This window comes from Afipia sp. MLSD5-FHT05B12 (assembly GCF_058793355.1).
Genome location: NZ_JBXAFS010000013.1, coordinates 18,573 through 38,460 on the forward strand (window position 1 = coordinate 18,573; position 19,888 = coordinate 38,460).

Annotated in this window: 21 protein-coding genes and 1 tRNA gene; 11 read left to right on the forward strand and 11 right to left on the reverse strand. The window is 61.2% G+C overall.

What is annotated here, in order from left to right; translation table 11 throughout:
- Positions 1–51: 51 nt before the first annotated feature.
- Genes paaK through paaG form a run of 3 tightly spaced genes read right to left on the reverse strand, consistent with a single transcriptional unit; the run spans position 52 to position 2,666 of the window.
- Positions 52–1,386, reverse strand: a complete 1,335-nt coding sequence (gene paaK / locus AC1Q6J_RS16525; RefSeq protein WP_492280304.1) for a phenylacetate--CoA ligase PaaK — start codon at positions 1,384–1,386, stop codon at positions 52–54.
- Between the two features lie 15 nt (positions 1,387–1,401).
- On the reverse strand, positions 1,402–1,875 hold the full coding sequence (paaI, locus tag AC1Q6J_RS16530) for a hydroxyphenylacetyl-CoA thioesterase PaaI (protein ID WP_492280305.1): 474 nt from the start codon (positions 1,873–1,875) through the stop codon (positions 1,402–1,404).
- Complete coding sequence (paaG, locus tag AC1Q6J_RS16535) at positions 1,875–2,666, reverse strand: 2-(1,2-epoxy-1,2-dihydrophenyl)acetyl-CoA isomerase PaaG (protein WP_492280306.1); 792 nt, start codon at positions 2,664–2,666, stop codon at positions 1,875–1,877. Before paaG ends, paaI begins: the two co-directional genes overlap by 1 nt.
- 185 nt (positions 2,667–2,851) lie before the next feature.
- Here paaG and AC1Q6J_RS16540 point away from each other — a divergent pair, with 185 nt between their 5' ends.
- From AC1Q6J_RS16540 to AC1Q6J_RS16560, 5 genes are all read left to right on the forward strand, one after another.
- Complete coding sequence (locus AC1Q6J_RS16540; protein ID WP_492280307.1) at positions 2,852–4,018, forward strand: ABC transporter substrate-binding protein; 1,167 nt, start codon at positions 2,852–2,854, stop codon at positions 4,016–4,018.
- 126 nt (positions 4,019–4,144) lie between these two features.
- On the forward strand, positions 4,145–5,017 hold the full coding sequence (locus AC1Q6J_RS16545) for a branched-chain amino acid ABC transporter permease (RefSeq protein ID WP_492280308.1): 873 nt from the start codon (positions 4,145–4,147) through the stop codon (positions 5,015–5,017).
- 3 nt (positions 5,018–5,020) lie between these two features.
- Positions 5,021–5,968, forward strand: coding sequence for a branched-chain amino acid ABC transporter permease (locus tag AC1Q6J_RS16550; protein WP_492280309.1), 948 nt, complete (start codon positions 5,021–5,023; stop codon positions 5,966–5,968).
- Positions 5,965–6,747 carry an ABC transporter ATP-binding protein gene (locus tag AC1Q6J_RS16555; protein WP_492280310.1) on the forward strand — a complete coding sequence of 261 codons (783 nt, stop codon included), beginning with the start codon at positions 5,965–5,967 and terminating at the stop codon, positions 6,745–6,747. Before AC1Q6J_RS16550 ends, AC1Q6J_RS16555 begins: the two co-directional genes overlap by 4 nt.
- Positions 6,740–7,444 (forward strand): ABC transporter ATP-binding protein, encoded by a 705-nt coding sequence (locus tag AC1Q6J_RS16560; RefSeq protein ID WP_492280311.1) that lies wholly within the window; start codon positions 6,740–6,742, stop codon positions 7,442–7,444. Before AC1Q6J_RS16555 ends, AC1Q6J_RS16560 begins: the two co-directional genes overlap by 8 nt.
- 12 nt (positions 7,445–7,456) lie before the next feature.
- Here the strand turns inward: AC1Q6J_RS16560 and AC1Q6J_RS16565 are convergent, their stop codons facing one another.
- The 6 genes from AC1Q6J_RS16565 to AC1Q6J_RS16590 all read right to left on the reverse strand — a co-directional run bounded on the left by AC1Q6J_RS16565 (position 7,457) and on the right by AC1Q6J_RS16590 (position 15,252).
- Positions 7,457–10,696: an efflux RND transporter permease subunit gene (locus AC1Q6J_RS16565; RefSeq protein WP_492280312.1), complete on the reverse strand. Its 3,240-nt coding sequence runs from the start codon at positions 10,694–10,696 to the stop codon at positions 7,457–7,459.
- Positions 10,697–10,706: 10 nt separating this feature from the next.
- Positions 10,707–11,891: an efflux RND transporter periplasmic adaptor subunit gene (locus AC1Q6J_RS16570; RefSeq protein WP_492280313.1), complete on the reverse strand. Its 1,185-nt coding sequence runs from the start codon at positions 11,889–11,891 to the stop codon at positions 10,707–10,709.
- A gap of 123 nt (positions 11,892–12,014) precedes the next feature.
- Positions 12,015–12,386 carry a ferrichrome ABC transporter substrate-binding protein gene (locus AC1Q6J_RS16575; RefSeq protein WP_492280314.1) on the reverse strand — a complete coding sequence of 124 codons (372 nt, stop codon included), beginning with the start codon at positions 12,384–12,386 and terminating at the stop codon, positions 12,015–12,017.
- 41 nt (positions 12,387–12,427) lie between these two features.
- Positions 12,428–13,402, reverse strand: a complete 975-nt coding sequence (locus tag AC1Q6J_RS16580) for a cation diffusion facilitator family transporter (protein WP_492280315.1) — start codon at positions 13,400–13,402, stop codon at positions 12,428–12,430.
- A 118-nt stretch (positions 13,403–13,520) separates the two neighbouring features.
- The gene (locus AC1Q6J_RS16585; protein ID WP_492280316.1) at positions 13,521–14,390 is read right to left on the reverse strand and encodes an SGNH/GDSL hydrolase family protein; all 870 of its coding nucleotides are present in this window, start codon (positions 14,388–14,390) and stop codon (positions 13,521–13,523) included.
- Between the two features lie 211 nt (positions 14,391–14,601).
- Positions 14,602–15,252 (reverse strand): MarC family protein, encoded by a 651-nt coding sequence (locus AC1Q6J_RS16590; RefSeq protein WP_492280317.1) that lies wholly within the window; start codon positions 15,250–15,252, stop codon positions 14,602–14,604.
- Positions 15,253–15,421: 169 nt separating this feature from the next.
- Here AC1Q6J_RS16590 and AC1Q6J_RS16595 point away from each other — a divergent pair, with 169 nt between their 5' ends.
- On the forward strand, positions 15,422–15,742 hold the full coding sequence (locus AC1Q6J_RS16595) for a hypothetical protein (protein ID WP_492280318.1): 321 nt from the start codon (positions 15,422–15,424) through the stop codon (positions 15,740–15,742).
- A gap of 226 nt (positions 15,743–15,968) precedes the next feature.
- Here AC1Q6J_RS16595 and AC1Q6J_RS16600 read toward each other — a convergent pair whose 3' ends face one another.
- Positions 15,969–16,418: a VOC family protein gene (locus AC1Q6J_RS16600; protein WP_492280319.1), complete on the reverse strand. Its 450-nt coding sequence runs from the start codon at positions 16,416–16,418 to the stop codon at positions 15,969–15,971.
- 102 nt (positions 16,419–16,520) lie between these two features.
- Between AC1Q6J_RS16600 and AC1Q6J_RS16605 the strand changes: the two genes are divergently transcribed.
- The 5 genes from AC1Q6J_RS16605 to AC1Q6J_RS16625 all read left to right on the forward strand — a co-directional run bounded on the left by AC1Q6J_RS16605 (position 16,521) and on the right by AC1Q6J_RS16625 (position 19,635).
- The gene (locus tag AC1Q6J_RS16605; RefSeq protein ID WP_492280320.1) at positions 16,521–16,781 is read left to right on the forward strand and encodes a hypothetical protein; all 261 of its coding nucleotides are present in this window, start codon (positions 16,521–16,523) and stop codon (positions 16,779–16,781) included.
- Positions 16,782–16,895: 114 nt separating this feature from the next.
- On the forward strand, positions 16,896–17,165 hold the full coding sequence (locus AC1Q6J_RS16610; RefSeq protein ID WP_492280321.1) for a hypothetical protein: 270 nt from the start codon (positions 16,896–16,898) through the stop codon (positions 17,163–17,165).
- Between the two features lie 68 nt (positions 17,166–17,233).
- Positions 17,234–17,995, forward strand: coding sequence for an SIR2 family NAD-dependent protein deacylase (locus tag AC1Q6J_RS16615; protein ID WP_492280322.1), 762 nt, complete (start codon positions 17,234–17,236; stop codon positions 17,993–17,995).
- Between the two features lie 214 nt (positions 17,996–18,209).
- Positions 18,210–18,869, forward strand: a complete 660-nt coding sequence (locus AC1Q6J_RS16620) for a cold-shock protein (protein WP_492280323.1) — start codon at positions 18,210–18,212, stop codon at positions 18,867–18,869.
- Positions 18,870–19,143: 274 nt separating this feature from the next.
- On the forward strand, positions 19,144–19,635 hold the full coding sequence (locus AC1Q6J_RS16625) for a DUF192 domain-containing protein (RefSeq protein ID WP_492280324.1): 492 nt from the start codon (positions 19,144–19,146) through the stop codon (positions 19,633–19,635).
- A gap of 106 nt (positions 19,636–19,741) precedes the next feature.
- On the opposite strand, the gene AC1Q6J_RS16630 is transcribed toward AC1Q6J_RS16625, so the two are convergent.
- Positions 19,742–19,818, reverse strand: a tRNA-Pro gene (locus tag AC1Q6J_RS16630).
- Positions 19,819–19,888 lie beyond the last annotated feature (70 nt).

Consider the following 19,888-nt stretch of genomic DNA (forward strand, 5'->3'; position numbering starts at 1 on the left):
TGGTTCCTAGGCGAGCATGATCTTCGGAAAGCCGGTATCCATCTTTCCGGATCATGCTTTGGGTCTGCGATCGATGATGCGTTTGGCCTTGCCGACGGAGCGCTCGATGGCTCCGGGATCGAGGACCCGAACCTTCGCCGTGATGCCAATCGTGTCCTTTATCACCTGCTCCAATCGGCGGGCATCCTCTTTTCGGACGATGCTGTCGTTGGCTTCGGGGCGGGCTTCGACCTGGATCTCCATCTCGTCCATGCGGCCTTCGCGCGTGAGAATGATCTGATAGTGGACGGAGAGGGCGGGGATCGTGAGCAGCTTTTCCTCGATCTGGGTGGGGAACACGTTGACGCCGCGCACGATCATCATGTCGTCGGAGCGGCCGGTGACTTTCTCCATGCGCCGCAGCGAGCGGGCCGTTCCCGGCAACAGCCGCGTCAGGTCGCGCGTCCGGTAACGGATCACAGGCATGGCTTCCTTGGTCAGCGAGGTGAAGACAAGTTCGCCTTTCTCGCCATCCGGCAGCACTTCGCCGGTCACCGGATTGATGACTTCGGGATAGAAATGATCTTCCCAGATGTGGAGGCCATCCTTCGTTTCCACGCATTCGCTGGCGACGCCGGGGCCCATCACCTCGGACAGCCCATAGATGTCGACGGCGTGAAGATCGAACGCCTCCTCGATTTCCTCGCGCATCGCATTGGTCCATGGCTCCGCGCCGAAGATGCCGATGCGCAGCGATGACTTGCGCGGGTCAAGACCTTGTTTCCTGAACTCATCGAGGATCGCCAGCATGTAGGAGGGCGTCACCATGATGACTTCGGGCTTGAAGTCGTTGATGAGCTGAACCTGACGCTCGGTCATGCCGCCCGAAATCGGAATGACGGTGCAGCCGAGGCGCTCCGCGCCGTAATGCGCACCGAGGCCTCCGGTGAACAGTCCATATCCATACGCGATGTGGACCTTCATTCCGGCGCGGCCCCCCGCCGCGCGGATCGAGCGCGCGACGACGTCGCTCCAGGTCTCGATGTCGCGCTTGGTGTATCCGACGACGGTCGGCTTGCCGGTCGTGCCGGATGAAGCGTGGATGCGCGCGACCCTGGATTCAGGAACGGCGAACATGCCGAAGGGGTAGTTGTCGCGCAGGTCCGTCTTGATCGTGAACGGAAACTTCGCGAGATCCTCAAGGTTCTGGAACGAATCCGGGCGCACGCCCGCGGCGTCGAACTTGGCGCGATAATGCGGTACGTTCTCGTAGGCATGGCGCAACGACCATGCGAGGCGCTCGCGCTGAAGCGCGCGGATCTCGTCGCGGGACGCCACCTCATGAGGATCAAGCTCTGTCCGTTCGGGGGTCAGCCGATCGAGCTTGCGTAGCGGAATCTGAAGCAATGGTCTCTCCCAGTCCTATTTGGTTTCTTGCTGATCGCCTTCCGGCGCGAGCAGGTGGCCTGAAATGGTCCGCGAATGTCCGCGAAATTCCGCAACGATGACGTTTTTGCTGTCGCGAACGGTCACGTCATAGATGCCACCGCGGCCAGCGCGGGTGCGCTCAATCGCGTGCGCTGTCAGCGTCTCGCCCTCACGCACCGGCTGGAGGAACGTCACCGCGCATTGCTGCGCGACGGTGCGCTGGTCGTAGGTGTTGCAGGCGAAGGCGAATGTCGAGTCCGCCAGCGTAAAGATGAAACCGCCGTGGCAGATACCGTGACCGTTGGTCATGTCCTTGCGGACCGTCATGGAGAGAACAGCCTCACCGGGCGCAATCCGCTGGAGACTCATGCCGAGTCCCTTGCTCGCGCGATCGTCGAGCCACATTTCCTTTGCGCAGGCTTCGGCCAGCGCAAGCGCATTCTTGTCGCCGGGAACGCTTGCGTCCATCACAGGCTCCCCGTGAAATTTGGCGCACGCTTCTCCAGGAACGCGGTCACGCCCTCCGCGAAATCCGATCCGCGTCCGGCCTGACCCTGGAGGTCACGCTCAAGGTCGAGCTGCTCAGCGAGTGTGTTGGTTTCCGATGCGTCGAGCGCCTGTTTGGTCAGGGCGAGGGCGCCGGTCGGCTGTCTGGCGAGGTGGGTTGCGAGGCGGTGTGCCTCTGCCATGAGGTTGGCATCGTCAACGGTCTTCCAGATCATGCCCCAGGCTTCAGCCTGTTCGGCGGAGACCGGCTCGGCCAGCATTGCCAGCGCCCGCGCGCGCGCATTGCCTGCGAGGCGCGGCAGGAACCACGTGCCGCCGCAATCCGGCACCAGCGCGATTTTTGAGAACGCCTGAATGAATTTTGCGGAACGCGCCGCCAGAACGATGTCGCAAGCAAAAGCAATGTTGGCTCCGCCTCCCGCGGCGACGCCGTTGACCGCGCAGACGATCGGCAGCGGCAATTTTCGCAATCTGCGGATGAGGGGATTGTAGTTCTGTTCAAGAGTAACGGTGAGATCCGGTTTTTGTCCGGGCACGAAGGCAACTTCGGACAGGTCTTGCCCCGCGCAAAATCCGCGTCCCGCACCGGTGAGGATCAACGCGCGGCATTTCGTATCGGCCTCCGCATCGTTCAACGCCGCGTTCAGCGCGATGTGTACACTTTGGTTGAACGAGTTGAGGCTGTCGGGCCTGTTAAGCGTGATGACGCGGTATCCGTCACGGATCTCGGTCAAGACCAGATCTTTGTCCACACAGTCCTCCCGTCGGCTTCTTGGTCAGCCATTGGAAGGCAGATTACTATTGACCAACCGTTCGGTCAATTATATTGATGGCAAGAAGCGGCAATAGTTGCACTTGAAACCATTGCCGCTCTGTGGTTGGAAACATGCCGGGCAAGCTCTCAAAAAATCGAGCGCCCATCACCAGGGAGGGAACTGTGAAACCAGCATCAGCATTGGGATTTCTGTTGGCGGCCGGCGTTGCCGGTTTGGCGTTCAGCGGTTCGGCGCAAGCGCAGCAGACCGTGAAGATCGGTTCCGTCCTGTCGGTCACCGGCCCGGCGTCGTTTCTCGGTGAGCCTGAGGACAAGACGCTGCGGATGTATGTCGACAAGATCAACGCGGCCGGCGGCATCAACGGCAAGAAGGTCGAACTCATCATCTATGATGACGGCGGCGATGCCAACAAGGCGCGCACATTCGCAACCCGCCTGATCGAGGACGACAAGGTCGTCGCGATGGCGGGTGGTTCGACAACCGGAACGACCATGGCGATGATTCCCGTGTTCGAGGAAGCCCAGGTTCCGTTCATCTCATTTGGTGGTGCGGTCGAAATCATCGAGCCTGTCCGCAAGTACGTCTTCAAGACGCCGCACACTGACAAGATGGCGTGCGAGAAGATCTTCGAGAACCTGAAGCAGCGCAAGCTCACCAATATCGCGATGATCTCCGGCACCGATGGTTTCGGCGCATCGATGAAGGCCCAATGCACCAAGGTGGCGCCGAACTACGGCATCAAGATCGTCACCGAGGAAAGCTACGGTCCGCGCGACAGCGACATGACCGGCCAGCTCACCAAGATCAAGAACACCGCCGGCGTTCAGGCCATCGTCAATCCCGGTTTCGGGCAGGGCCCCGCGATCGTGACCCGTAACTATGCGCAACTGGGGATGACCGCGACGCCGCTCTATCAGAGCCATGGCGTCGCTTCCAAGAGTTTCATCGAACTCGCAGGTGCCGCGGCTGAAGGCATTCGCTTGCCGGCGGCCGCGCTGCTGGTCGGCGACAAGCTGCCGGATAACGATCCGCAGAAGAAGGTCGTTGTCGATTACAAGAAGACTTACGAAGACACCGCGAAGAGCCCGGTCTCGACTTTCGGCGGCCATGCCTATGACGGCCTGTCCATTCTCGTCGAAGCCATGAAGCGCGCGGGATCAAACGATCCGAAGAAAATTCGCGATGAAATCGAAAAGACCAAGGGCTTTGTCGGCACCGGCGGCATTGTGAACATGACGCCGACGGATCATCTCGGCCTCGATCTCTCAGCCTTCCGGATGCTGGAAATCAAGGGCGGCGACTGGTCCCTGATCAAGCCCGGCGCGTAAGCGGGCCATTCAAGACGCTCCCGGACAGGTCGGTTCGATCCGTTCGGGAGCGCAGCATCTTGTCTGAATCATTCGTTTCGCCGGAAACGGCAGCCATCGGCTGCCATTATTGCTCGTGGAGCCGGTATGCCGGAGTTTGTCCAGTTTCTTATTTCCGGACTGACCGTGGGCGCGGTCTATGCACTCGTCGCTCTCGGCTTCACGCTGGTCTACAACGCTTCCGATGTCGTCAATTTCGCCCAGGGTGAGTTCGTGATGCTGGGCGGGATGGTGACGGTGTTCGCCGCTGCCGCCGGGGTTCCGCTTCCGCTTGCCGCCGTTCTCGCGGTGTGCGTGGCTGTTGTCGTGGGGCTCTTGCTCTACTGGCTTGCCATTGAACCCGCGCGCGATGCATCGCCGGTCACGCTGATTATCATTACCATCGGCGCGTCGATCCTACTGCGCGGCGCGGCGCAAATCCTGTTCGACAAGCAGTTTCACAAACTTCCCAGCATCTCCGGCGACACGCCGATCAATCTGCTCGGGGCGACTATCCAGCCGCAAAGTTTCTGGGTGCTCGGCGGCACGGCTGTGATCGTGATTCTGCTTTATGTGTTTCTGGAGCGGACCGTGCTCGGCAAGGCAGTACTCGCGACTGCCGCGAACCGGCTGGCTGCGCGGCTTGTCGGCATCAACACTATGACCGTGATGGCGCTGGCGTTCGGAGGATCGGCGGCGATCGGAGCAGTCGCCGGCATTCTCATCACGCCGATCACGCTCACGAGCTACGATGTCGGTACAATGCTCGCGCTGAAAGGATTCGCGGCGGCGATGCTGGGCGGCATGGGCAATCCGCTCGGTGCGGTCGCGGGCGGCCTGTTGCTCGGTCTGCTGGAAGCTTTTGGAGTCGGCTACATCAGTTCGACTTACAAGGATGCTTTCGCCTTCATCGTCATTCTCCTTGTGCTGTTCGCCATGCCGCAAGGCCTGTTCGGCCGGCGGACCGTGGAAAGGGTCTGAGCGGTGTTGCAGAAGGCTGGCCATCGCTATCTGGTTCTGATCGCGCTCGCGGTCATTGTCGCGGTGTTGCCGCTGATATTTCCGTCGAGCTACTATTTTCGCGTGGCGTCGCTGGTGTGGGTGTCCGCGCTCGCTGCGATCGGCCTTAATGTCCTGATGGGATCGGCCGGGCAGGTCAGCCTCGGCCATGCCGGATTTTTCGGAATCGGCGCCTATGCCGTCGCCATCGGCCCTGCGCATTTCGGAGTTCCGCCATGGGCAGCGCTGCTGCTCGGCTGCGCCATCTCATCGGTGCTGGCCTATTTCGTCGGCCGCCCCATTCTGAAACTGAAAGGCCATTACCTCGCCATCGCAACGCTTGGCCTTGGGGTGCTTGTGGCGCTTGTCATCACCACGGAGAGCCGCTGGACCGGCGGCCCGGACGGCATGCCGGTGGCGAAGCTGGTGCTGTTCGGATGGCGGGTCAGCGGCTCGGACACCTGGTACTGGGTCTCGGGCGGGCTACTGATTCTGGGAACGTGGATTGCTCTCAACCTGAACGACACGCCGACAGGACGCGCCTTCCGTGCGTTGCATGACAGCGAGGTCGCCGCACGCGTGGCCGGCATCAATGTCGCCCGTTTCAAGTTGCAGGCGTTTGTGATCGCGGCCGCTTACTCGTCGGTCGCGGGTTCCGTCCTTGCGCTCATGAACGGCTTCATCAATCCCGATCAGGCCGGGTTCCTCCATTCCGTGGAGATGGTGACCATGGTGGTGTTGGGCGGGCTTGGCTCGGTGGTCGGCAGCATTGTCGGCGCCGCCGTGCTTATCACCTTGCCGCAGGTCCTCACCGTGTTTCAGGAATACGAACACCTGCTGCTTGGCTTCATTATCATTGTCTCGATGATTTTCATGCGCGACGGTATTGTACCGACGCTGTCCCGTATGCTGGCGAAGAGGACGCAGGCATGACGATCCTCGCGGCCAAGGATATCGGAATCTCGTTCGGCGGCGTCAAAGCCATCGACGGTGTCAGCTTCGCTGTCAGTCCGGGACAGATCCTGTCGATCATCGGACCGAATGGCGCGGGCAAGACCACGCTGTTCAATATCGTTTCCGGCGTCTACGAACGCGACCAGGGACAGGTCGAACTGTCGGGTGAGGACGTCACGGGTTTGACGCCCGACAAGCTTGCCGCGCGCGGCATGTCGCGAACCTTCCAGAACCTCCAGATATTCCAGCGTATGACGGCGGCCGAGAATGTCATGGTCGGCAGACATCTCCGGGAGCGATGCAATCTGCTCGCGGATTTGTTCCGGTTGCCGTCGGTCACGCGGCAAAACGCGGAGACGCGGGATGCCGCGCTGGGCTTGCTCGACGAGGTTGGGCTAAGGACCAGCGCGGATATTGCGGCGGGATCGTTGTCTTACGGCGCGTGCAAACGCCTTGAGATCGCCCGCGCGCTGGCGGCCGAGCCGCGCGTCCTGCTGCTTGATGAACCGGCAGCAGGCTGCAACGCGGTCGAGACTGAAGAGATCGATGGGCTCATTCGCCGGATTGCCGCCAAGGGCATAGCGGTCGTTCTTGTCGAACACGACATGAAGCTGGTGATGAAAATTTCCGACCACATTCTGGTGCTGAATCGTGGCAGGCCGATCGCAGAGGGGAAGCCGCGCGAGGTGCGCGACAATCCAGCCGTCCTTGAAGCCTATCTCGGCAAACATGGAGCGAGGGAGGCAGCCCGTGCTTGAAGTTGCCAACCTCCGTAGTGCTTATGGCCGGATCGAGGTGCTGCACGGCGTGAACCTTGCCGTGCGGGCAGGCGAGGTCGTCGCACTGATCGGCTCGAACGGTGCGGGGAAAACCACGCTGCTCCGGGCATTGTCCGGCGTTCAGCCTGTCACGGCCGGCGAGATCCGCTTTTTGGGCGAACGCATCGACCGCCTCAAGCCGCACCGGAGGGTTCAGCGCGGCATGACGCAGTCGCCCGAAGGCCGCCAGATCTTCGGGCCGTTGAGCGTCGAGGACAATCTTCGCCTTGGCGCTTACATGCGCCGGGACAACGCGATCGAGAATGACCGCGACCGCGTGTTCGGGATGTTTCCGGTTCTCGCGGAAAAGCGCCGTCAGCTCGCCGGAGGACTGTCTGGCGGTCAGCAACAGATGCTGGCGATCGGCCGCGCCTTGATGGGCAAGCCGAAGCTGCTGCTGCTGGACGAGCCCTCGCTGGGACTGTCGCCGACGCTTGTGGATCAGATCCTCGCCGCGATCGTATCGCTCCGGAAAGAGGGCGTGACCGTTCTGCTCGTTGAGCAGAACGCCAGCGCCGCGCTTGAGATATCCGACCGCGGCTATGTGCTGGAGACCGGCAAGGTCGCGCTGGAAGGCGACGGCGCGACGCTGCTCTCGGACCCGAAGGTGAAAGCCGCGTATCTCGGCGCCGCCTGAACCATTGCGATGTCAGCCGCGCGATGGTTCGACGCCGGTTTGCGCCGGCACTGATGTTGTCTCTGGTGCAACGCTCACTGGCCTGCGTCCAAACAACACATAAAGTGCCGGCAGAACAAACAGCGTCAGCAGCGTCGCGCTGATGAGACCGCCGATCACGACGGTTGCTATCGGCCTTTGGACTTCCGCGCCGGTTCCGGTCGCCAGCGCCATCGGTACAAAACCAAGTGACGCGACCAGCGCGGTCATGGCGACAGGCCGCAGCCGGGTGAGGGCACCCTCGAAAATCGCTTCCGCCTTATCCTGCCCCCTGGCCATCAATTGCTTGATGTGAGTCAGCATCACCAGCCCGTTGAGGACGGCGACGCCTGACAGGGCAATGAAGCCGACCGCGGCTGAGACCGAGAACGGTATTCCACGCAGCCAAAGCGCAATCACGCCGCCCGTCAGGGCAAGAGGAACGGCGCTGAAGACGATGAGCGCGTCCAGCGCGGTGCCGAGCGCGCCCGCCAGCAGCAGGAAGATGAGTACGAAGCACCCCGGCACGACGAACGAGAGTCTCTGGCGCGCGGCCGCGAGGTTCTCGAACTGGCCGCCCCAGGACAGCCAGTATCCGGGCGGCAAGGTTACCTGAGCTTCGATCTGTGCCCGGGCGTCGTTCACGACAGCGGCAATATCGCGGTCCCGCACATTGGCGGTGATGACGACCCGCCGCTTGCCGTTTTCGCGGCTGATCTGGTTGGGGCCTTCGCTGATCTTGAATGCCGCCAGTTGGCCGAGTGGAACGGTCAGCGGAGTCGCACCAGCTAATGGAAGCGATACCGGCAGGTTCTTGAGTGTATCGAGATCGCCGCGAATGCTTTCCGGGAGGCGGACTACAATCTCGAAACTCCGGTCGCCTTCAAACACAGCTCCGGCGCTTCGCCCGCCGATGGCCGTGCCGATCACATCCTGAACGGCGGCGAGGCTGAGACCTCGCCGGGCGATCTCCGCCTTGTTCACGCTGATATCCAGCACGGACAGGCCGCCAGCCTGCTCGATCTTGATATCGGTCGCGCCCTTTGTCTTTTGCAGGATGCCTGCGATCTGTCCCGCGCTGCGCAGCAGCGGCTCGAACTCATCGCCAAAGACCTTGATCGCCAGATCGCCGCGCACACCCGCCAGCAACTCGTTGAACCGCATCTGGATCGGCTGGGTGAATTCATAGGTGTTGCCGGGCAGTTCGCGCACGGCATCCGCGATCTGATCGAGCAGCTCGGCCTTGCTCAGCGCTGGATCGGGCCATCGGTCCTGCGGCATGAAGATGATGAAAGCATCAGACATGCTGGGCGGCATCGGATCGGAGGCGATCTCGGCCGTTCCGGTTTTGGAAAAGACGTAGGCCACCTGCGGAAACCGGCTGATGGCCTTCTCGATATCGAACTGCATCGTCTGCGATTGCGCGAGGCTGGTGCTGGGGATGCGCAGCGCGTTCAGGGCAAGGTTCTTTTCATCGAGCGTCGGGATGAATTCCTGACCGAGGCGGAAAAACAGCAGCAGCGCGCCCAGAAACAGAACAACGCCGGTCGCGATGGCGGCGAGGGGCTGGTTGATGGTGTGCTTCAGGAGAGGCGCGTATGAGGACTTGAGCCGGCGCACCGCAAGGTTGTCGCCTTCTTTCACCCGCCCCGTGACCGCGATTGCGATCAGCGCAGGGACGAAAGTCAGGGACAAGACGAAGGCGGAGACAAGTGCAAGGATAACCGTTAAGGCCATCGGCTCGAACATTTTTCCCTCAACGCCGCTGAAGGTGAGCAGCGGAATGTAAACCAGGATGATGATCGCCTGACCGTAGACAGTGGGCGTGATCATCTCCTCAGCCGCGGCTTTCACCGTGGCAAGACGCTCGGACACCGACAGCATCCGGCCAGCTTCGGTTTGCTTTTCGGCCAGGTGCCGCAGCGTGTTTTCCGTGATGATAACCGCGCCATCGACAATCAGGCCGAAGTCGAGCGCGCCGAGACTCATCAGGTTGGCGCTGATTTGGCCTTGCAGCATTCCTGTGGCCGTCATCAGCATGGCGAGCGGAATGACCAGCGCGGTAATCAGCGCGGCGCGGAAGTTGCCGAGCAGCAGAAACAATACGGCGATGACGAGCAGGGCGCCTTCACCGAGATTGCTGGCGACCGTGGTGATGGTCGCATCGACCAGTTGGGTGCGGTCAAGAACGGCCTCGACTGTGACACCGGCCGGAAGGCTGCGGCGGATATCCTGCATCTTCGCGTCGACCGCGGCGGCGACGGTGCGGCTGTTGCTGCCGATCAGCATCAGCGCTGTTCCGATCACCGCTTCGCGCCCGTCGCGGCTGGCGCTGCCGGTTCGGATTTCACCGCCGATTGCCGCTTCAGCAACGTCGCGAATCCGCACCGGGATCGCGCCGCGCGTGATAATTGTCACGTCGCCGATATCGGCAAGGCTCTCCAGACGTCCGCCTGCCCGAACGGAGATTCCTTCGCCGTTACGATCGATGGTGCTGGCGCCCCGGCTGATGTTGTTGGCTTCGATGGCGCGAACGACATCTCCGAACGAAAGCCCCAGCGAGATCAACTTCGCAGGATCTGGATTCACCTGGTACTGCTTGACGTAGCCGCCGATGGTATCGACGCCGGCTACACCCGGGACGCTCCTGACCTGCGGCCGGATGATCCAGTCCTGCACCGTGCGCAGATATGCGCCGCGCTCGATATCGGTTCTGAGACGTTCGCCCTCCGCTGTCAGAAACGTGCCGTCGCTCTGCCAGCCGGCCTTGCCGCCGCCTCCATCGGTTTTCGGCGCGAGCGAAACTGTCCACATGTAGATTTCGCCAAGGCCGGTTGAAACCGGCCCCATCCTGGGATCGGCGCCGGGCGGCAGGCTGGCGCGCAGTTCGATCAGCCGTTCGTTGATCTGTTGCCGCGCGAAGTAGATGTCGGTCTTTTCGCGGAAAATCGCCGTCACCTGCGAGAAGCCGTTGCGCGAGAGCGAGCGGGTACTTTCCAGTCCCGCGATGCCTGCCAGCGCGGTCTCGATCCGGAATGTGACCTGCTTTTCGATTTCCACCGGCGAAAGAGCGGGAGCGGTCGTGTTGATCTGCACCTGCTTGTTGGTGATGTCCGGCACGGCATCGACCGGCAAGTGCAAGAGCGACCATATGCCCAGCGCAACAAGACCGATACTGAACAGGACGACGATCCAGCGATGCCGAATGGACAGGTCGAGAATGCGACTGATCATGTTGGCTCGCCTATTGCGCGGGTGAGGCTTCGCCGCGGCCGAGATCGGCCTTCAGGACGAAGGTGTTGGCGGTTGCGATGGAATCGCCGGCGGTGAGGCCCGACGTCACCTCGAACCAGCGGCTGTCCTCGCGTCCCGTAACGATCTTGCGCGGCTCGAATCCATTCGGCGTGCGGACAAACACGGCGCTCTGACCGTTGACGCTCTGCACGGCGGTTTTCGGCACCAGCACGTCAGCCTTCACCTGCTGGAACGGAATTTCGGCGGTCACAAACATTCCCGGCCGCAGGATGTGCGCGGGATTGTCGACCGACGCCACGACGCGCGCCAGGCGAGTGTCCCTGTCGAGCAGCGGGCTCACGAACATGATAGTCGCGGGCAGGAGATCGCCCTGAGAACCGAAGCTGATCGTGATTTTCTGGCCCTCGCTGACCGCCGCAAGATCGGCGGCTGCCAGCGCGAGGTCGGCCCACACCACGCTTGAATCCACAATCACGAACAGCTCGCTTTCCTGGCCCTCGCGGCCCACCAGCGATCCGAGATCGACACGGCGCTCGGCGATCCGGCCGCTCATCGGCGCGCGCAGTTCCTGCAACCTGAGGCTCTCGACAGGCTGCTGAGGCAGCGCTGCGATCTGGTCGGCGGTCAGACCCAGCGCAAAGAGCTTCTGACGGGCAACGTCGAACTTGATCCGGATGTCCTCGAACGCGGTCTTTGCGCGCAGGAAGTCGTTTTCGCTGCTCACCTTGGACTCGAACAGGCTCTTTGACCGGGTGAACAGGGTGTCCTGAAGATCGAAGGCGACACGCGCCGCGAGGTACTGGCTCTTGGCGTCGGCCACCTCGCGGCTTTCGATGATGGCGAGAACGTCACCCTCGCGCACGGTGTCGCCCAGCCGCTTGCGGACTTCGGCGACGGTGCCAAGCAATCGGACCGAGACCTTGGCAATGCGGTCGCCGCTCGGCACGATCACGCCCGGCACGATAATACGCTTGCCCAGGAGTCCGCCTCGCGCTTCCTGGACCGCGAAGTTTCCCGCCGCGACTTGCCGCTCGCTCAGCTTTATGCCGGTTTCGTCATGCTGTGCCGGCTGTCCCTGAACAGCCGGTCCTTCGTGTGCATAGGCTGGCTCGAAGCAAAGCGCCGCGTTCACGCATGCCGCGGTTGCCGCAACGAGCAATTGGAGTCTGGTCATCGTTATGTTCCCGCGCACGATCGAGGTCGTGCCATCGCCATGTCTGCGAAATGATGTGAACAGGCCTTTGCGCAGTCAGGAGGCTGCGATCAGCCGAACGGGCCTTGGCGGCCGCGTTGGTGTTCAGGCGCGGGGTGGTTTGAAAAGGGGCAGGCCGGCCAGAGAGGCCAGCGTTTGCTCGCATCCGGCCGGCGGCGCTTGATGGCTCATGTCGGCAGGAAGAGACACGACAAAGGCAGGTTGTCCCGTGACGTGGTTCAGGCAATGGCCGCAATGGCCAGGCATCTTGTGGTCGGGAGTGTCCGGCGGCGCTGTTCCATCGAAATCCATTGCAACGACCGTGGTGTTCGAGCCGGCAATGGCCGGATCACAGCTTCCGCAATGAATCAGCGACGCCAGCAGGCCGAAGACGAGCGCGACGACAAGCGACAGACGGCGGCGCTGTCCGCTGCGTCCGGCACGAAGCCCTGCGTTGATGTCGGCACCGTTGGTCATGCCGTATCAGTAGATTCCCTGTCGGGCCTTTTCAAGGCCGGTTAGACCGCGCCTTGCGGGGCGAGGGTGCATGCCGTGACCGGGCTGGTCACGATCTGGATCGTGGTGTGCTGGATACCGAAGGTGTCGTTCAGATGAATCGTGGCCTGAACCAGAAAGGCGTCGCCCGGATGTCCTGAGGGCATCACCAGATGACAGGTCAATGCGGACTCGGTCGTGCTCATCGGCCAGATGTGCAGGTCGCAAACTTGGGTTACGCCCGGGCGCTGTTCGAGGTATTGACGAACCGCGACAGGATCGATGCCCGAGGGGACCGCGCCGAGCGACATCGCGGTGCTGTCGCGCAGAAGGCCCCATGTGCCCCATACGATGATCGCAACGATCGCAAGGCTCGTGACCGCATCCAGCCACACCCAGCCCGAGAACATGATGACCAGCGCGGCGACAACCACGCCGGCCGATACGGCGGCGTCCGCGGCCATGTGCAGGTAGGCGCCTCTTATATTGATATCGCTCTTGCGGCCGGACGCGAACAGCAATGCGGTGAATCCATTGATGCCGATCCCGATGGCCGCGACGATCATCACGGTCATCTCGGCCACGGGTTCGGGATTGAACAATCGCAGCACCGCTTGCCAGCCGATCGCGCCGACGGCGATCAGCAGGAAGACCGCGTTGAACAGCGCCGCGAGGATCGACGAGCCGCGCAGGCCATAGGTGTAACGCACGGACGGCGGCCGCTTCGACAGAATGACCGCGATCCACGCGACGATCAGCCCCAGCACGTCGGACAGGTTATGTCCGGCGTCGGCGATCAGCGCCGTCGAGTTGCTGGCGTAGCCATAGATGGCTTCGACGATGATGAAGATCGTGTTGAGCGCAATTCCGGCCGCAAAGGCAGAGCCGAAATTCGCAGGCGCTTGAGCGTGCCCGGCATGTCCGTGACCATGTTCGTGGTCATGTCCCTGATGCTGACGATCAGCATGGTCGTGTGCAGGGTGATGCGAATGGGTCATGCGGTTCTCATGCACCCCCCAAAGGTTTTCTCTCAGGGGTCAGTTGCTGCATGCGATATGCGTCATCCGGAAACCGGATACTATCACATTTGAAAAATTATGCGGTGACGGCCAGCCGTTACTGAAACGGCTTCACGCCAGCGACGGCGCGTGATCGTGCAACCGTGGCCGTGATATTCTCGGCAAGCAGGCGGGCGAGGCAGGAATAGCCCCAATCGTTCAGATGCAGCCCGTCCGCGGTGATGAACCGGTCGAACGCAATGGCCTGATCCTCATGCCAGTGCCGCATCGCCACGAAGCGCCTGAACAAGGGAACGTGGGTCTGCTTGGCGACATAGGCAATCAGCCCGACCATCTCGCTCGCGCCGGGCTTGGCGTTGACGCGCGGCGCGAATTGCGGATCGATCAGCAGCACATCCGCGCCGGTTTTTCTGATGCGCGCAATTCCGGCCTGCATCACACCGGCTGTCGCGGGAATGTTGCCGTCGCGAAGCACCGTATTGGTGCCGAGTTGCCAGATCACCAGATCCGGCCTGGGTTCGAGAACAGCGTCCATCCGCGCCATCATCGCGGCGGCTTCTTCGCCGTTAATGCCGCGATTAATCACGGTGATCGGTGTCTCGGGAAATCTCTGGCGCAGTTCGCGCTCGAGGCGGCTGGGATAGGAATACGCGGGTGAGCTAGCGCCTGCGCCGCCCGTGGACGATGAGCCAACAGCGACAATGGTCACGGGCTCGTGGGCATCCAGCTTTTTCGCCAGACGGGTGATCGGTGCGTCGAGTTGCGCGAGTGCTTTGGACTGCACGCAGGGCTGCGTCTTGAAGACGCTGTTGAGATCGTCGGAGACGGGCACGCTGGTGCCGGTCGTTGCCTGTTCGGCATGAGATGCGACGGGGGACACCGCGAGAGCAGACAGGCCGAGCGCTAATGCACTGACCATCGCCGCGATTGTCGAAGCGGTTTTTGAACCGTGAATAAGGCGAGGCATCAATGACAGACCCTGGCGTGGCGGCCATCCGAGGGCCTGCATCGTTTAAGACCTAGCGAAAATTGCTGTCATATTCAATGCGCGGATCGGAGGGAGGGGCCTCATGCTTAACTGAAATCCCTCATCAAATTCGCCTTTTGAGCGGGTGATTTTGATTGTTGCGTCGCACAAATTCATGAGAGGCGCACGGGAGGTCACATGAGGCGCAGGGTCAAATCGCCTTGCCGATCAGCGCGCTGCACCCGTTCCAGATGATCTGAATGCCGATGCAAAACAGGATGAAGGCTGAAAGCCGCATCAAAACGTCTGTGCCGCGGGTACCGAGAAACCCGATGATACGGTCGGCGAAGCGGTAGCTCACGAAGATCGTGATGGCGATGGCGGCAAGGCCTGCAACGGCGGCGCCTCCGAGAATGGCCAGTTGCGTGAGGTCCGCGGTCGGTGTCGGGCGCTGGCTGCCTAACGTGACAGCGACGGAAATCGATCCGGGGCCGACCGTCAGCGGCATGGTCAGTGGGTAGAATGCATCGATCGCGGGACCCGTATCAACCTTTGCGCGATCCGCGTCGGGCTCCTCGGGCGCGTGCAGCAAGCGCCATCCGAAGGCCGCCACCACCAGGCCACCGGCCACCCGGACCACGGGGAGCGTAATCCCGAAGAATTCGAGAACATGCGAGCCGATGAACAGCGATCCGAGCAAGAGGAAGAAACTGTTTCTCGCCACGTTTTGCGCAAGAACGCTGCGCTCGGCCGTGGTGCGCCCACGGGTCATGCGCAGGAACAGCGGCGCGCTGCCAACCGGATTGACGATCGGAAACAGCGCGGCATAGACCAGCAGGAATGCGTTGACCACGTTTTGCAAGATGCCCGCCTGACAGTGTTCACCCGGTCCGCGATTTCGAACAGAGATCGCGGATTCTTGCAACTGAAGATGAGGCTGAATGCACGCCGGACGGGACCTTCGCCATGAAACGCTCGTCTCGGGCAGCCGGTCTTGCTACCGTATTGCCGGAAGCAACCACGGTCGATTCATGCCGCGCAGACATATCCTGATTTTAGTTACGGTCCTGGCGGGCCTGTCGTCGGCGCTGCATGCCGAGCCGGCCCCGATCGTCTGCACGATCCTGCCGGGCGCGGAAGCGGCCAGCGTGACGCTGACCAATCCGCTGAAATACACCGCGTCGTGCCAGGCGAACTGCAAATTCTCGACAGCGGTGTATGACGACAACCCGCAGATCATTTGCGTAAAGCCGGTGCCCGCCGGCAAGCAGATCGAGATGTGCATTCTGAAAGCTGCGGGCAACAAGCTCGTCAAGCTTGTCGAAGCGACGGCCGATTGCAGAAAACCCTGAACCGAAACTACGCTGACGCATGCGCTTTGACGTGAAAGCCCTGCTTTGCGCAGGGGCTTTCTGTCGAAGTCAGAGGCTATCGGAAAAGCCAGAGCAGAATGATCACGGGTATCGGCACGCCCGGCAGCCACAACAAGATTCCGCGTCCCATTTTTCCTCCATGCATTGATCATCATGTCATGGAGAACGTGGCTGCGATGCTCCTGTTCCGAAAGTATTCAGGCGCTCACCAATGCCCGGTGTTCGGCATTGAACTCCATGGCTCCTTCGGCGCGAGGGCATCGCCCTTCTGCAAAAGTTCGATGGAATGCAGATCGGGTGAGCGGATGAAGGCCATCTGGCCGTCGCGCGGCGGGCGGTTGATGGTGATGCCGAGCTTCATCAGCCGGTCGCAGGTCGCGTAGATGTCGTCGACCTCATAGGCGAGATGGCCGAAGTAGCGATCCTCGCCGTAGGCTTCTTCATCCCAATTGTAGGTGAGTTCGACCAGCGGCGCGCCGCGTCCCTTGACCTGCTTGAGCAGACCCTCGTCTTCGTCCGCGCACAGGAAGACCAGCGTAAATCGGCCTTTCTCGCTTTCGGTCCGGCGGACTTCCTTCAGCCCGAGTGCATCGCTGTAGAACTTGAGCGCGACATCGAGATTACGGACGCGCAGCATGGTGTGCAGGTAACGCATGTTTCTTATCCTTCTTCGGGCATCGCCGGTGCGTCGTTAAAATCGCGACGATCAGATAGCAGCAAAACGGCCCGGAGGGCAGATGTTGTTGAAGGAACCTTTATGCTGCGTCGCCGTTATCTCCCAGAGTTGATGATGAAGAAGGAGGCATTCTTGGAAGATGTGGTCGATCGGATTATCCATACGTTCGGTATGATGCGTAACCTGGACGAGGACGAACTGAAGGAAGCCCGCGAAAGCGTCGACACCTATATCGAAACACTTTCTTCTGCCGGCGAGACCGATCCGCAACGTCTGATGTTGTGCGGTTTGACATATCTGCGCAATCGCCTGGAAGAACCTTCCGCAAAATTTACCGGCTGAGCCCTGGCGCCTCGCCACGGCGCGCCGCCGTATGACAGTGGATAAGAAACCGCGTCGTCTGGCGAGGCGCAGGCCTTCTTGGTACCTCCGTGCCCCAGTCAAACGGGGAAGATCATGCAAAAAGTAGATTTGGATTCGATGTCGATCGACGATCTGGCGAAGCTGCGCGATCAGGCGGGCGAGAAGCTTGCCGACAAGATCGCCGCGCGTCAGCGCGAACTCGCCGCGGAGATGGAAAAGCTCGCCGCTTTGGGCAAGACGGCCAAGGTCAGCGCTCCCAAGAAGGATATGAGGGAGATCAAGGAAGCCCTGAAGCCTCAGGAAGCTTCCAAGCCTCAGGAAGCGCCTAAAGCACAGGCGCCCAAGGCGGACAAGGCAGCCTGAGTTTTGCGACAAGTTTGAAAAGGAATGGGGGCTTCGCGCCCCCATTTTTGTTGGGTTATACTGAGACGATGATTGCATCCGATCTTCGCAGTGGAATCGATATGCTTGGCGATTTGATCGCCGAGGCGCGGACGATTGTGCCGTTCACCGGCGCGGGCATTTCCACCGAAAGCGGCATTCCCGATTTCCGCTCGCCCGGCGGCCTGTGGACCCGCAATCGCCCGATCCCGTTCGGCGAGTTCGTCGCCAGCCAGGAGGCGAGGGACGAAGCCTGGCGCCGCCGCTTCGCGATGGAGCCGAGCTTCGCAGCGGCCCGGCCCAGCCGCGGGCACCGGGCGCTGGCGTCGCTCTACAAGGCCGGGAAGGTTCCCGCGATCGTGACGCAGAACATCGATAACCTGCATCAGGCGTCGGGATTTTCCGCCGAGCATGTCGTCGAGCTGCACGGCAATACCACCTACGCGCGTTGCATCGGATGTGGCCAACGATTCGAGATTCCGTGGGTCAAGGAACGTTTCGAAGAGGCCGGCATTGCGCCTTCATGCACCACCTGCGGCGAACCGGTGAAATCGGCGACGATTTCGTTCGGCCAGTCGATGCCGGAAGATGAAATGCGCCGCGCAACGGAACTTGCGCAGCACTGCGATCTCTTCCTGGCGGTTGGATCTTCGCTCGTGGTGTGGCCCGCGGCCGGCTTTCCCGTTCTGGCGCGGAATTGCGGGGCCAAACTCGTGATCATCAACAACGAACCGACCGATCAGGACGACATCGCCGATCTGGTGATCCGTCACGATATAGGCGAGACGCTTGGGCCGTTCGTCGGCAACTAGCCTGCCTGATTGATTCGTAATCCTTCAAGGTTGTTCATAGGTCGTCGCTGATTTCTTTTTTGTCTTTCAGCCCTGTTCCGGAGTGTTATCGTTAAATCAAGGATTCGCCTTGGTTCATTTTGATTCGCCACGATGAGACAGCGCGAAGCTTCCTTGCATAACGTACTTGGTCATGTCGTTGACTGACTGAAGATTTGTTTGAGGTCCGGGGGTCATGGGTTCGGACGGATTTGAGTCCAAGAAGGCAGGCGGTCAACCGATTGGGGGACCCGACGGGTTTGCTCCGGGCGAACTGGCTGCCACTGCCGAGCGGAATCTGGCCGCTGAATCCTTCGCGGCCGCGGATGGCGCGGCCGTCAATCTCGTTGAGATTTCCGGCGTTATCAAATGGTTCGATGCCTCGAAGGGCTATGGCTTCATTGTCCCGGACAATGGCTGGCCTGACGTGCTGCTGCACGTCACGGTTCTGCGGCGCGATGGCTACCAGACGGCTTATGAGGGTGCGCGGCTGGTTTGCGAATGCGTGCAGCGCCAGAAGGGCTATCAGGCCTTCCGCATCGTCTCGATGGACGAGTCGACGGCGATCCATCCGGCACAGATGCTTCCGGCCCGGACTCACGTCAGCGTCACTCCGACCAGCGGACTGGAGCGGGCGCAGGTCAAATGGTTCAACCGGCTTCGCGGTTTCGGTTTCCTGACCTGCGGCGAGGGTACACCGGACATCTTCGTGCATATGGAAACCCTGCGCCGCTATGGCATGACCGAGCTGCGCCCCGGCCAGTATGTGCTGGTCCGGTTCGGGCCCGGTTCCAAGGGCATGATGGCGGCTGAGATCCAGCCGGAGACCGGCGCACCCGGACTGTCGTCGCACTGACCTGACCTCAACCACATCCGCGTGAACTTTAGTGAGGGCCAGACCTGTGTCTGGCCTTTGCCATGATTGCCGCGCTAGTGTCCTGTATCCGACGGTTGCCTCATGTTGCGGCGACTTCTGAGCAAACGTCGGATACGAAAGGACACTAGCAAACCATAATCCTAGTGATCCTTTGGTTCTGACATTCGAAAAAGTGCCTGCGGACGATACTTAACGAATGTCAGAACCGGATCACTAGGGTGCCGTTGTCGTTGGTTCAGGACATTGCTTGCGAATGCTGTTTGGTCATCTGCCGAAATTCCCAAATCTGAAATCGGATATCCGGATCGTCTTCGCGGCGGTCATGGCTTTGCTTGCGGCGACCGTGACCAACGCTGGCGCCGCGGAAGTGCAGCCGCTCGAGATCGTCACCAAGTCCGGCGTGCATGTCTTCACGGTCGAGGTCGCCAAAACCGAGCAGGAGCGCGCCACCGGCCTGATGTACCGCAAGGAACTGGCCGAGGGGCGGGGCATGCTGTTCGATTTCTCACCCGAGCAGCCGGTTTCGATGTGGATGAAGAACACCTTCATTCCGCTCGACATGATTTTCATCCGGAGCGATGGCCGGATTCTGCGGATCGCGGAAAACACCGAACCTCACTCCGAAAAGATCATTCCATCGGGCGGGCTGGCGAAAGGCGTGCTTGAGGTGATTGGCGGGACTGCCCGGAAATACGGGATTCAGGCCGGTGACCGCGTGGCGCATCCACTGTTCGGAACCCGCTGAGCCAGCCCACGTTGGGGCCAGGCTGGTTCTAAAACGAGGTAACAACCGCCTGTCAGAATCGCGTCAAAATCGCTTATAGAAAGCTGAGCAAATTCAATTGGTTGGATGGTCGGGGCAGGAGGATTCGAACCTCCGACCTGCGGTACCCAAAACCGCCGCGCTACCAGGCTACGCTATACCCCGAGAGGCTCAGTCGATACACGCTTCGCATGGCTCCAGCAAGGCAGAAGGCCGGGTCGCGGGCGGCTAAACT